The organism is Mesorhizobium sp. CA8 (genome assembly GCF_020164955.1).
GTDB lineage: Bacteria > Pseudomonadota > Alphaproteobacteria > Rhizobiales > Rhizobiaceae > Mesorhizobium.
This window is the reverse complement of sequence record NZ_JAIUHG010000017.1, coordinates 105,718-118,741: the sequence shown is the minus strand read 5'-3', so window position 1 is coordinate 118,741 and position 13,024 is coordinate 105,718. Positions and strand designations below refer to the sequence as shown.

10 protein-coding genes are annotated in these 13,024 nt (G+C 64.3%); 4 read left to right on the top strand and 6 right to left on the bottom strand.

The window, feature by feature from the left end:
- Positions 1–206: 206 nt before the first annotated feature.
- The 3 genes from folD (at position 207) to LB553_RS19160 (ending at position 3,967) form a co-directional block, all read left to right on the top strand.
- A complete protein-coding gene (gene folD, locus LB553_RS19170) occupies positions 207–1,106 on the top strand; it encodes a bifunctional methylenetetrahydrofolate dehydrogenase/methenyltetrahydrofolate cyclohydrolase FolD (RefSeq protein WP_224515797.1) in 900 nt (299 codons plus the stop codon).
- A 109-nt stretch (positions 1,107–1,215) separates the two neighbouring features.
- Positions 1,216–2,223, top strand: a complete 1,008-nt coding sequence (locus tag LB553_RS19165; RefSeq protein WP_224515796.1) for a GlxA family transcriptional regulator — start codon at positions 1,216–1,218, stop codon at positions 2,221–2,223.
- A gap of 94 nt (positions 2,224–2,317) precedes the next feature.
- Positions 2,318–3,967 (top strand): vWA domain-containing protein, encoded by a 1,650-nt coding sequence (locus LB553_RS19160; RefSeq protein WP_224515795.1) that lies wholly within the window; start codon positions 2,318–2,320, stop codon positions 3,965–3,967.
- Between the two features lie 87 nt (positions 3,968–4,054).
- Here LB553_RS19160 and edd read toward each other — a convergent pair whose 3' ends face one another.
- From edd to zwf, 3 genes are all read right to left on the bottom strand, one after another.
- Positions 4,055–5,878: a phosphogluconate dehydratase gene (gene edd, locus LB553_RS19155; RefSeq protein WP_224515794.1), complete on the bottom strand. Its 1,824-nt coding sequence runs from the start codon at positions 5,876–5,878 to the stop codon at positions 4,055–4,057.
- Positions 5,879–5,939: 61 nt separating this feature from the next.
- Positions 5,940–6,656: a 6-phosphogluconolactonase gene (gene pgl, locus LB553_RS19150; RefSeq protein WP_224515793.1), complete on the bottom strand. Its 717-nt coding sequence runs from the start codon at positions 6,654–6,656 to the stop codon at positions 5,940–5,942.
- On the bottom strand, positions 6,638–8,107 hold the full coding sequence (gene zwf, locus LB553_RS19145; RefSeq protein ID WP_224515792.1) for a glucose-6-phosphate dehydrogenase: 1,470 nt from the start codon (positions 8,105–8,107) through the stop codon (positions 6,638–6,640). The genes pgl and zwf overlap by 19 nt, the downstream gene beginning before the upstream one ends.
- Positions 8,108–8,362: 255 nt before the next feature.
- Here zwf and LB553_RS19140 point away from each other — a divergent pair, with 255 nt between their 5' ends.
- Positions 8,363–9,109, top strand: coding sequence for an SDR family oxidoreductase (locus tag LB553_RS19140; RefSeq protein ID WP_224515827.1), 747 nt, complete (start codon positions 8,363–8,365; stop codon positions 9,107–9,109).
- A 23-nt stretch (positions 9,110–9,132) separates the two neighbouring features.
- Here LB553_RS19140 and LB553_RS19135 read toward each other — a convergent pair whose 3' ends face one another.
- The 3 genes from LB553_RS19135 to LB553_RS19125 form a co-directional block, all read right to left on the bottom strand.
- On the bottom strand, positions 9,133–10,017 hold the full coding sequence (locus LB553_RS19135) for an SH3 domain-containing protein (protein ID WP_224515791.1): 885 nt from the start codon (positions 10,015–10,017) through the stop codon (positions 9,133–9,135).
- A gap of 247 nt (positions 10,018–10,264) precedes the next feature.
- Positions 10,265–11,551 carry an NAD(P)/FAD-dependent oxidoreductase gene (locus LB553_RS19130; RefSeq protein WP_224515788.1) on the bottom strand — a complete coding sequence of 429 codons (1,287 nt, stop codon included), beginning with the start codon at positions 11,549–11,551 and terminating at the stop codon, positions 10,265–10,267.
- Between the two features lie 10 nt (positions 11,552–11,561).
- On the bottom strand, positions 11,562–12,998 hold the full coding sequence (locus LB553_RS19125) for a glutamine synthetase family protein (RefSeq protein ID WP_411962247.1): 1,437 nt from the start codon (positions 12,996–12,998) through the stop codon (positions 11,562–11,564).
- Between the last annotated feature and the right edge of the window lie 26 nt (positions 12,999–13,024).

Genomic DNA, 13,024 nt, shown 5'->3' with positions numbered 1-13,024 from the left:
CGTGTTTCTAAACCGCTTGCGGTTCGATAAAAGCAGCCGGTTTCGGGTTTACGGCATCCGACGACGCTTTGACGGGATTGCCTTGTCGAATTTTCGTGAAAATGCCGCGCTGCATTTCGGCCGACTTCGCCCTGCGTCGGCGGATCGGGATGCGGGAGTGAGGCATGGGGCACGCATCGATGCGGCCTCAAAACGGAGAGTTCGTGATGACCGAAGTGATCGACGGAAAGCGTGTCGCCGAGGATGTGGTTTCGAAGGTCAAGGCGCTGACGTCGGAGCTTTCGGGCAAAGGCGCCACCAAGCCCGGCCTTGCGGTGGTGATCGTCGGCGAGGATCCGGCAAGCCAGGTCTATGTCGCCTCGAAATCGCGCACCGCCAAGGAATGCGGCTTCCATTCGCTCCAGCACACGCTGCCGGCCGACACCACCGAGGAACAATTGCTGAAGATCATCGGCGACTTGAATGCCGATAACTCGATCCACGGCATCCTCGTTCAACTGCCGCTTCCCGGCCATATCGACGCCGGCAAGGTGATCCAGACGATCGCGCCGGAAAAGGATGTCGACGGCTTCCACTTCATCAACGTTGGCAAGCTCGGCACCGGCGAGCTCGAGACCGCATTCGTGCCCTGCACGCCGGCCGGCTCCATGCTTTTGATCGAGCGCGTGCGCGGCAAGGACCTGTCAGGCCTCAACGCCGTCGTCGTCGGCCGCTCCAACATCGTTGGCAAGCCGATGGCCAATCTGCTGCTCGCCGCCAACTGCACGGTGACCATTGCCCACAGCCGCACCAAGGATCTGCCGGCGCTTGCCCGCACCGCCGACATCCTGGTGGCCGCCGTCGGTCGCCCGGAAATGGTAAAGGGCGACTGGGTGAAGCCCGGCGCGACCGTCATCGACGTCGGCATCAACCGCATCCCAGCGCCCGAGAAGGGCGAAGGCAAGAGCCGCCTGGTCGGAGACGTCGCCTATGCCGAGGCGGCCAAGCTCGCGGGCGCCATCACGCCGGTGCCGGGCGGCGTCGGGCCGATGACCATTGCCATGCTGATGGCGAACACTGTAGCTTCCGCCTACCTCGCGGCCGGACTGAAGCGGCCGTCCTTCTGATTTGAGAAAGCCTTGGCGTTGCCGAACCTGACTGTTCCCCAGCATTTTGCAGCCAAGTGGAACCACTTGGCGTTGCACAAATGCGGCTGAAATAAAGGGACAGAGCAGGATGCCCCACTCGACCCAGTCGCATCCCGCTCTCGAGCGGCCGATCACGAACGATCCCGTTCAGGGCGGCCGCCAGTTCGGCTTCCTCTTGGTCGACAAATTCTCGATGTTCTCGCTGGCCGCGGCCATCGACTGCTTCCGTTCGGCGAACCGCCTGCTCGGCCGCGACTTCTATGGCTGGACGACGATTTCGGCCGATGGCGACGCGGTCATGGCCTCCAACGGCCTGCCGCTGAAGATCGACTATTCCGTCGCCGACATGCCGCCGGTCGACATCCTGTTCGTCTCGGTAGGGCTCACCACCGAATTCCCCGGCAAGAGCAAGGTGCTGGCGGCGCTGCGCAGCTGGGGCCGGCGCGGCAATGCGCTGGGCGCGCTGTCGGTCGGCTCTTATCTGCTGGCCGAAGCCGGGCAGCTCGACGGCTATCGCTGCACCATCCATTGGGAGAACCGCGCCGGATTCATGGAGCGCTTTCCCGACATCAACTGCACCGGCAATGTCTTCGAGATCGACCGCAAGCGCTACACCTGCGCCGGCGGCACCACCTCGATCGACCTGATGCTGGAGATCGTGCGCGGCGATTTCGGCTCCAACCTTGCCAATGGCGTCGCCAATCAGTTCCAGCACGAGCGCATCCGCTCGGCAGGCGACCGCCAGCGCGTGGGACCGGAGCGCGATCTCACCGGCAAGTCGGAAAAGCTCAGGCGTATCGTCGAATTGATGGCCGACCATCTCGACGAGCCACTGTCGGCGGTGCAACTCGCCAAGTCGGCCGGCCTTTCGGTTCGCCAGGTCGAGCGCCTGTTTCTGCGTCACCTCAGCGTGACGCCCGGCCGCTACTATATGCGGCTGCGGCTCGAACGCGCGCGCGAGTTGCTGCGCCAGACCAACATGCCGATCCTCGACGTGGCGATCGCCACGGGCTTCACCTCGCATTCCTATTTCGCGCAGAGCTACCGGCTGCAGTTCGGTCGCCCGCCCTCGGAAGAGCGGCGCACCACCTACTAGAGCGACCGCCCTTCATTCTCGGGCGGGCTTGTCTCCAGGGGCCGCGTCAAATAGCCTTCGCAGCGCGGACGAGGGTTGTTCTCAGGAGATTTTGATGGCGGGACTGATGCGGAGCGCCGCTGCGGCGATCCTCCTTTTTTCGATGACCAGCTTTGGCTTTGCCGCCAACAAGGTCATCATCATCCTCGATGCGTCGGGCTCGATGTGGGCCCAGATCGACGGCAAGCCGAAGCTGGAGATCGCGCGTGAATCGCTGCGCACCGTGCTGCAGTCGGTTCCGGCCGACGACGAAATCGGCTTCATGGCCTATGGCCATCGCACCAAGGGCAGCTGTGACGACATCGAGTTGATCGTGCCGCCGCAGGCCGGCTCCGCCAGCGCTATTTCGGCGGCGGCCGACAGCATGAAATTCCTGGGCAAGACGCCACTCACGGCCGCCGTGAAGCAGGCCGCCGAGGCGCTGAAGTACACCGAGGACAAGGCAACCGTGGTGCTGATCACCGACGGGCTTGAGACCTGCGGCGGCGATCCTTGCGCACTCGGCAAGGAGCTGAAGCAAAGCGGCGTCGACTTCACCGCCGATGTCGTCGGCTTCGGGCTGACCGCCGACGAGGGCAAGCAGATCGCCTGCCTCGCCGAAAACACCGGCGGCAAATACATCCAGGCCTCGGACGAGAAGGCGCTTCAGGAAGCGCTGGTCGAGACCGTTGCGGCTCCCGCGCCGGCTCCCGAACCGGCGCCGACTCCCGCTCCCGAGCCGGCCAAGCCTGAATTCAATTTCACACCGAGCGTGGTCATGGCCGAGGGTGGCGATCCGATCACCGATGGCAATGCCTGGGAGATTTACAAAGCCGCGGCCGACGGCACGCGCGGCGACCAAGTCACGACCGAGTATGGCGTGCTCAAGACCAATCTCGAGCCGGGCGACTACATCGTCGTCGGCCGCGACGACGAGGCAAGGAGCGAGCAGAAGATCAAGATAGAGGCTGGCAAGACCTACAGCCCGCTGTTCACGCTGAACGCCGGAACTTTGGTCATCCACCCGCATGCCAGCCAGGGCTCGGAGATCAGCGGCGAAGCGCGTGTCGACTTCGCCTATCCGGGCGGCAGCACCACGCACTATGGCGACACCAAGGCCACGGTACCCGCCGGCGAGCAGAGGGTGACGGTGCAGATCGGTGCCGGCACCGTGACCGAAACCATCCAGCTTGCCGCCGGACAGACCGTCGAGAAGGACATCGTCGTCGGCGTCGGCCATGCCGTGCTCAATGCCTACTATACCGTCGGCGGCGACAAGGCCGACAATTCCGGCATCGGCTTCGAGATCGTCAAGGCGAAGAAGAAGATCGACGGCTCGCGTGAAAGCGTGGAGCACTCCTATGGTCCGGACAGCAAGTTCTGGCTGCCGCCGGATGACTATGTCGCGCTCACCACGCTCGATCTTGCCGTCGTGGAACAGCCCTTCAGCATCAAGGCCGGCGACAATCAGGACGTGAAGGTGGCTCTCGGCGCCGGCGTGCTGGCGATGTCGGCACCCGGCGCCTATTCGATCGAGGTGTTCTCGTCGAAGAAGGACATGGAAGGCAAGCGCAAGTCGCTCGGCCTGACCTATGGCGATGGCTGGCAGCAGACGATCCCGGCCGGCGACTATGTCGTCGTGCGGCACATGTCGGCTGAAGGCCAGGAGAAGGAAGTGCCGGTGACGATCAAGGCCGGCGAGCGGACCGAGATCACCGTGCAGTAGGTCTGCGGTTAGCGAACGAAACGAAAAGGGCGGCTCCGAGCCGCCCTTTTGGTAAGGCGCATTGGGGAAGAGATCAGGGGGAAGAGGTCAGGCGTTCGCGAATGCCGCCGCGCCATGATCGGCTCGCCCGACCAACTGCCGGAATCCCGCGAACAACTCGCGCCCGAATCCGAACTCATTGCCGATGAGGTCGGCTTCCGCCGTGCGGCGCAGCGCGAACTCCGTCCCCGGCACCAGCACCTCCAGCGTGCCGGCATCCGCATCGAGGCGGATGATGTCGCCGTCATGGATCCTGGCGATCGGCCCGTCCTCGACCGCCTCCGGCGTCACATGGATCGCCGCCGGCACCTTGCCGGAAGCACCCGACATGCGCCCGTCGGTCACCAGCGCCACGCGCTGGCCGCGATCCTGCAGGATGCCGAGCACAGTAGTCAGCTTGTGCAGTTCCGGCATGCCGTTGGCCTTCGGCCCCTGAAAGCGGATCACGGCGACGAAGTCGCCGGTAAGCTGGCCGGCCTTGAAAGCATCATTCAGGCCCTGCTGGCTGTCGAACACCTTGGCCGGCGCCTCGATGACGCGCCGTTCGGGCTTGACCGCGGAGGTCTTGATCACGGCATGGCCGAGATTGCCCGAAAGCACCTTCAGTCCGCCGGTCGGCTGGAACGCTTTCTTGACCGGCGCAAGCACCTTCTCGTCGCCGCTGTTGAGCGGCGCCGCTTCGCGCAGCACGCTGCCGTCGTCGCCAAGCCTCGCCTCGACCGCGTAGGGCCGCAGCCCTTCGCCCCACACCGTCTGCACATCTTCGTGCAACAGGCCTTCGTCGAGCAATTCGCGGATCAGGAAGCCGAGCCCGCCTGCCGCGTGGAAGTGGTTCACGTCGGCAAGCCCGTTCGGGTAGACGCGTGCGAGCAGCGGCACGGCCTCCGACAGGTCGGAAATGTCCTGCCAGGTGAGCGCAATGCCGGCGGCGGCGGCCATGGCGATGAGGTGGATCGTATGGTTGGTCGAGCCGCCGGTGGCATGCAGGCCGACGACGCCGTTGACGATCGAGCGCTCGTCGATCATGCGCCCGACCGGCGTATAGGCGTTGCCGAGCGCGGTGATCGCCAGCGCGCGCTTCGCCGCTTCCCTGGTCAGCGCGTCGCGCAGCGGCGTGCCCGGATTGACGAAGGAGGCGCCGGGCGTATGCAGGCCCATGATCTCCATCAGCATCTGGTTGGAATTGGCGGTGCCGTAGAAGGTGCAGGTGCCCGGCCCGTGATAAGACTTGGACTCCGCCTCAAGTAGTTCGGCGCGGCCGACCTTGCCTTCGGCATAGAGCTGGCGGACCTTGGCCTTCTCGTCATTCGCGAGGCCGGTCGTCATCGGCCCGGCCGGGACGAAGACGGCAGGCAAATGCCCGAAGGTGAGTGCCGCGATCACCAGCCCGGGCACGATCTTGTCGCAGACGCCGAGGAAGACGGCCGCGTCGAACATGTTGTGCGACAGGCCGATCGCCGCCGCCATGGCGATCACGTCGCGCGAGAACAGCGAAAGCTCCATGCCGGGCTGGCCTTGGGTGACGCCGTCGCACATCGCCGGCACGCCTCCCGCGACCTGAGCGATGCCGCCCGCTTCCCGCGCTGCTTCCTTGATCAGCGCCGGGAACGTCTCGAAGGGCTGATGTGCCGACAGCATGTCATTGTAGGAGGTGATGATGCCGAGGTTCGGCACGCGGTCGCCCCCGAGCGCGATCTTTTCGGACGGGCTGCACACGGCAAAGCCATGGGCGAGATTGCCACAGCCCAGCACCGCGCGGTTTGCGGTGCGGCTGGAAGCCCCCGCGATACGGCCGAGATAGGCTTCGCGGCCGGCTTTCGAACGGTGGCGGATGCGTTCCGTGATGGCTTCGATATCGCGTCTGGCTGTCATGCTCCGTCCTTTCGAGCCCGGCGACGTCCTCCCTTTGTCACCGGACTGTCCTCATCTGAAATCAGGGTGCCCAGAACACCTCTATCCGTCTCGGCGCCGCCTCGAGCACTCTGCGGATGGGCTTTTTCGCGCCGGGACCAATCGCGCCGTTGAACGCGGCGCGCTTGTCCTCGCCTTCGATATGGAGCGCGACGAAACCGGCGGCGATGATGCGCGCCATCGACAGCGTGAGCCGCGGCTCGCCGCCGCTCTGCGCATGCACCGGCAGCACGATCCGCTGCGAGGCCGGGTCGAGCAAGTCCTCGAGATTGCCGGCATCCGGGAAGAAGGATGCCGTATGGCCGTCGGCGCCCATGCCGAGGATCACCACGTCGAGCGGCCAGGGCAGCGATCTGAGCGCCTCGCTGTCCTTTGCCGCCGCATCCTCAATGCTTGCCGCCTCATGATAGAGCGGTACGAAGCGCGCCGCGGCGGCCTTGTTCTGGAGCAGGTTCGCCGCCACCAGCCCGGCATTCGAGCGCGGCGAGGACGGCGGCACGAAACGCTCGTCGACCAGCGTCACGGTGACCTTGTCCCAGGTGATGCGCGTGGTCGACAGCACGGCGAACAATTTCGCCGGCGTGGTGCCGCCGGACACCGCGAGCAGCGCCGTGCCGCGTTCCGCGACGGCGCTGGTTAACCGGTCGGCAATCTGTCCGGCCAGCGCCGTCGCCAGGTCCTGTCGGTCGGCAAAGCCGTTCCAGCCGTAGCGGACTTGGCTCAATTGCTCTCGTGCCATGTCCGTCCGTCACGTTCGATAAGAGCGATCGAGGCCGACGGCCCCCAGGTTCCGGCCGTATAGCCCTGCGCCTCCTGCCTGGCGCTCTCCCAGGCATTCTGGATCGGGTCGATCCATTTCCAGGCCGCCTCGACTTCGTCGCGGCGCATGAACAGCGTCTGATTGCCGCGCACCACATCCATGATCAGCCGCTCGTAAGCGTCCGGCGCACGGCCTTGGAAGGACTGCGCGAAGCTCATGTCGAGCGAGATCTGCCGCAGCCGCATGCCGCCCGGCCCCGGATCCTTGATCATGATGAACTGCTTCACCCCCTCGTCCGGCTGCAGGCGGATGACCAACTGGTTGGGGAAGATCGGCCCGGCGCTGTCGCCGAATATGGAATAGGGGATCGGCTTGAACTCGATGACAATTTCCGAGACGCGGGTGGCGAGCCGCTTGCCGGTCCTCAGATAGAAGGGAACGCCGGCCCAGCGCCAGTTGCCGATCTCGGCCTTTACAGCGACGAAGGTCTCGGTGTTGCTGTCCTTGCCGAGCTCCTCGACATAGCCCTTGACCGGCCCGCCGGCCGAAGCGCCGGCTCGATACTGGCCGCGCACCGTGTGCTTCGGCGCCTCGTTGCCGTTGATGCGCTTCAGCGCCCGCAGCACCTTCAGCTTCTCGTCGCGCACCGCATCCGCGTCCATCGACGACGGCGTTTCCATCGCCACCAGGCAGAGCAGCTGCAGAATGTGGTTCTGCACCATATCGCGCAACGCGCCTGCCTTATCGTAGTAGGTGACGCGATCCTCGAGACCAACAGTCTCGGCGACCGTGATCTGAACATGGTCGATCTGGGCGGAGTTCCACAGCGGCTCGTAGAGCGCGTTGGCAAAGCGCAGCGCCATCAGGTTCTGCACCGTTTCCTTGCCGAGATAGTGGTCGATGCGGAAGATCTGGCTTTCGTGGAAATCGTCACCGACCGCGTCATTGAGCGCCCGCGCCGAGGTCAGATCGCGGCCGATCGGCTTTTCCAGCACGATGCGCGAGTTCGGCGTGATCAGCTTGTGCTCCTTGAGCTGGTGCGAAATGTCGCCGAACAGCGCCGGCGCCACCGCAAGGTAGAAGGCGCGGATGCAGTCGCTGTCGCCGATTGCCTTCTTCAACTTATCGAAGCCGGCGCCAGTCGTGGCGTCCGCCGACACGTAGGAGAGCCTTGCCAGGAATATCTCCAGCTCCTTCGGATCGATATCGGCAGGTTTCACGTGGTCTGATATCGCCTTCTTGGCGAAGGTCTGGAATTCGGCATCGGTCATTTTGGCGCGCGAGGTGCCGATGATGCGCGTCGGCTCGGAGAACTGGTGACCGCACTGGCGATAGTAGAGCGACGGCAGGAGTTTGCGTTCCGACAGGTCGCCGGTGCCGCCGAAGATGATGAAATCGAAAGGATCGACAGGGATGATCTGGCTGGTCATGGTCAGTCCGATTTGATGCCTACGCCGGCAGCATGGTTGGTATATTCTAATCGATTAAATTTTCCAGTGCCATGGTGTCACAGGCAGGACCAATCGCTTGCTGTTGCATCGGCCTACCTGTTTGCGGACACTTGCGCCGCCGATCGGCCTGTCGGCAAAGCCATGGCTTCCGGCAACGTTCGCGGCCGCACCATAGAACGCGAATGTGACGAAAGCTAAGGGAGATAGTTGCGGAATCCAATGAGCGGGAAAACCATGCGTCTGGAAAACAAGGTAGCCATCATCACCGGTGCCGCGTCGGGCTTCGGGGAGGGCATGGCGAAGCGCTTCGCCGAAGAGGGCGCGCGCGTGGTCGTCGCCGACCTCAACGCCAAGGGCGCCGAGCGGGTGGCCGAAGAGATCGGTCCCAACGCGATCTGGACTCAGACCGATGTGTCCCAGCGCTCCGAATTCGACGAGATGATCTATGCCGCCGAGAGCGCCTTCGGCCGCATCGATATCATGGTCAACAATGCGGGCTTCACCCATCGCAACGGCGATATGCTCGGCGTCGACGAGGAAACCTTCGACTTGATCACCGCGGTCAACATGAAGGCGATCTATCACGCAGCGCTTGCCGTCGTGCCGATCATGGACCGGCAGGGCGGCGGCGTGATCCTGACCACGGCCTCGACGGCCGGGCTTCGACCGCGGCCGGGCCTGACCTGGTACAACGCCTCCAAGGGCTGGGCGATCACAGCCACCAAGTCGATGGCGGTCGAACTGGCGCCGAAGAACATCCGCGTCAACTGCCTCTGCCCGGTCGCCGGCGAAACCGGCATGCTGGAGAAGTTCATGGGCGCCGACACGCCTGAAATCCGCGAAAAGTTCCGCGCCTCGATCCCGCTCGGCCGGCTCTCGACACCGCTCGACATCGCCAACGCGGCGCTGTGGCTGGCCTCGGACGAAGCCGCCTTCATCACCGGCGTGGCGCTGGAGGTCGATGGCGGCCGCTGCATCTGAGCCGCCTCAGGTGGTGCATGCGGTCAGGCGCCGGTCTTGACGTAGCTCTTGTAGACCCAGCCGTGCTTGCCGTTATAGACGATCTCGCACCATTTCTTGCAATTCATCACCTGCACCGATGCCTTGGCCGGCACCGTAGTGATTACGGCGGCACCTTTCTTCGGGCCCGAGCGCATGGTCACAGCCCTCAAGACGCGCCCGTTTGCGGCCGCGCTGGCCTTTTCAGCTTTCGGCTCGGGCTGTGCCGAGCTGTCCGTCGCTGCCGGCTGCGGATCTGCAACCTGCGGCTTGGCTTCGGGAATGGCGGCGGTTTGGGCGCCATCCATCGTGTCGCCCGGCTTCTTCGCTGCTGTCTCGCTGGCGGAACCGGCGACCTGCGACAGCGCGTTCGCGGCCTCGTTCTCGGCATCGGCCTCGGCAAAGGCCGTATCGGTCGATTGCGCAGGGGCCGTGTCGGCTGCCTGCTTGGATGGAGCTGGCTGGTTCTCGGCCGGGGCAGGTGGCGTCTTGGCGTCGGAAGCCGTCCAGCGAGGGTTGTTTGATGCCAAGGCAGGAATGTTGGCTTCGCGGGCCGCCGTCGTGGGCGTCACCGCATCCCCCTTGCGCGCGGCCTGCGGCGCCGTCGCCACGGCGACCGCCGCTGCCGCCGGAGCGACTTTCGTGGTCTTCACCGGAATTGTCGGAACGATCTGCGCGGCATTTGCCGCAGTCACTTGCCGGTCACTGCCCGGAACGCACAGCCACAGCGCCACCGCGGCCACGCCGAGCAGCGCGGCGGTGCCGACCGCCGCAATGACCAGATGCGCGTTCGATTGTACCTTCTGCCAGAAGGACGGTCGTACGCTATAGCCGAACTGCATTGTAAAGCGCTGCCGTTCCGGCGCGCCGAAACTGAAGGGCTCGTTCACTCAAACCACCTCCAACAAGCGGGCCGACGTTCTATCGATCATTGCCGTAAGGATCGGCATCGGTCCCTAAATCACTGCGGGCAACGCCCGCTAAATCCCCGAATTTTCGCCCATGATTGCACCTTTTACTGCTGATTATGGCATGAGTGAGCCAAATTGCGAAATTCTGCGTGACTGTTAAGGCTTCCACAACCTGCCGCATGGAAGCCGCCGGCCTCGAATCGAGGCTTAGGCTGGGCAGCCAGCTTCAAATCCTGTCACGCAACGCGAACCAGTTGAGCGCAAGAAACAAGAGCGGCGCACGAAATCGGCGGCCGCCGGGGAAGGCGGGGATTTTCAGATCCTCGATCAGTTTCAGCCGGTCGCGATTGCCGGCAACGGTCTCGGCATAGAGCTTACCGAAGAAGTTCGACAAGATGACGCCGTGGCCGGAATAGCCGCCTATCGAAATCACCTTCGGCATCACCTCGCGCACGAACGGCTTTCTCGGCACCGTGATGCCGACATAGCCGCCCCAGCCATGCGTGATCTCGACATCCTTCAGGTCCGGGTAGAGCTCGGCGATCTGCCTGCGGATGTGGATATGGATGTCCTTCGGATCGTTGACGGCGTAGACCTCGCGGCCGCCGAACAGGAGCCGCCCCTCTTTCGACTTGCGGAAATAGCGCACCACGAAGCGGGAATCGTCGACCGACTCGCCGCCCGGCAGCACCTTGGGGGCCGCGCCGAGCGGCACGGTCGCGCCGATGAAGGAGCCGATGGGCATGATGTGCGCCGCGCTCACCGGCTCCAGATTGCCGCCATAGGCATTGACCCCGATCAAGCATTTGTCGGCCGTGATCGTGCCTCTGGGCGTGTTGACCGTCACCTTGCCGCCATTGGACACGATGCCGGTGGAGGGCGTCTGCTCGAAGAGATGCGCGCCGGCGGCCGCCGCCACTTTCGCCGTGCCGATCACCAGCTTCAGCGGGTGTATGTGGCCCGTGCCGGTGTCGCGGGTGCCGCCGAAATAGCGCGTCGAGCCCAGCCGTTCCGCCGTCTCCGCTGCGTCCATGAAGCTAATATGTGGATAGCCGAAGCGGCTCGCCATGACCTCGGCGTGTCGCCTGTAGTCGTCGACGTAGCGCCGTTTGTGCGCGACCGAAAGCTGACCCGGCATATAGTCGATCTCGATGGCATTGGCGGCGGCGAAGTCGAACAGATGCGCCTTGGCTTCTTCGGCCATGTCGAACAGCGCTTTGGCGCGGGAGAGACCGTACTCGGCCTCCAATTCTTCCGCCCAGGCCCGCTGCCCGGTACCGAGCTGGCCGCCATTGCGCCCCGACGCGCCGTCGCCGAGGCGATGGGCTTCGATGAGGACGACATTTGCGCCTGTCTTCGCCAAGTGCGCGGCTGCCGACAAGCCAGTGAAGCCGCCGCCAATAATGACGACGTCACATTGGCGATCACCATCTAGCGAAGGGTATTCGGGCCGAGGCCCGGCCGTATCCTCGTACCACGAGCGGCCGGGAGAGATGGGGGATTGGTAGGGCATGATCAGTGCCCTATACGTTCAACAAGAGATACTCCCGCTCCCACGGGCTGATCACTTCCATGAAGGTCTCGAACTCGGCGCGCTTGATCGCGGTATAGGTGGCGGCGAAGGATTTGCCGAGGATGGCGCCGAGCTCCTTGTCGTCCTCGAACAGGCCGACGGCCTCCAGAAGGCCGCGCGGCAGGTCGATTTCATCCGCATTGGCGGTCGTCAGGACCGGCGGTTCCGCCTTGATCTTGTTGTTTATGCCGACCAGCCCGCAGGCAAGTGACGCCGCCAGCGCCAGGTAGGGATTGGCGTCGGAGGAGGGGATGCGGTTTTCGACGCGTCGCGCCGCCGGATCCGAGCGCGGCACGCGGAAGGCGGTGGTGCGGTTGTCATAGCCCCATTTGTTGTTGACCGGGGCCGAGGCCTGCTGCGTCAGCCGGCGGTAGGAATTGACGTAGGGCGCGAACATCACCAGCGCGTTCGGCACGTGCTTCTGCATGCCGCCGATAAAGTGAAAGAACGCGTCGGTCTCGGAGCCGTCCTCGGCCGAGAAGATGTTTTTGCCGGTCTTCTTGTCAATCACCGACTGGTGGATGTGCATGGCCGAGCCCGGCTGCCCCTGGATCGGCTTGGCCATGAAGGTGGCGTAGATCTCGTGCTTAAGCGCCGCCTCGCGGATGGTGCGCTTGAACATGAAGACCTGGTCGGCGAGTTCGATCGGATTGCCGTGGCGCAGATTGATCTCGAGCTGGCCGGCACCCTCCTCATGGATCAGCGTGTCGATCTCCAGGCCCTGCCGTTCCGAGAAGTGGTAGATGTCGTCGATCAGTTCGTCGAACTCGTTGACGCCGGCGATCGAATAGCCGGCGCCGCCGCCGATCGGCCGACCCGAACGGCCGACGGGCGGTGTCAGCGGATAGTCCGGATCGGGGTTCTTGCGCACCAGATAGAATTCTATTTCGGGCGCCACCACCGGCTTCAGCCCGCGCTCGTCATAGGCCGCAAGCACGCGCTTCAGCACGTTGCGCGGCGTGAACTCGACCGAGCGGCCGTCCTGGTGAACGAGATCGCAGATCACTGCTGCCGTCGGGTCTTCTTCCCAGGGCACGACAGTGAGCGTCGAGAGGTCGGGCAGAAGCTTCAGGTCGCCGTCATCCTCGGGATAGTGGAAGCCGTTGCCGTCCTCGGGATAGCCGCCGGAGATCGTCGTCATGAAGACGGCCGAAGGCAGCGCCAGCGAGGTGTTGGAGGTGAATTTCTTCGACGGCATCATCTTGCCGCGGGCGACGCCCGCCTGGTCAGGCGTGATGCACTCGATGTCCTCGATGCCGCGCCATTCGAGCCAGGCGCTGGCTTCCTTCCAGTTCTTCACACCGCGTTGGTTCTTCAGGAAGGCAGGCGTGCGGGCGCGTCCCCCCCGGCTCGACGGACGGACTTCCTTTTTCTCAGGCGGCATCATTCACCAGATTGTGTTGCGGATTTCGA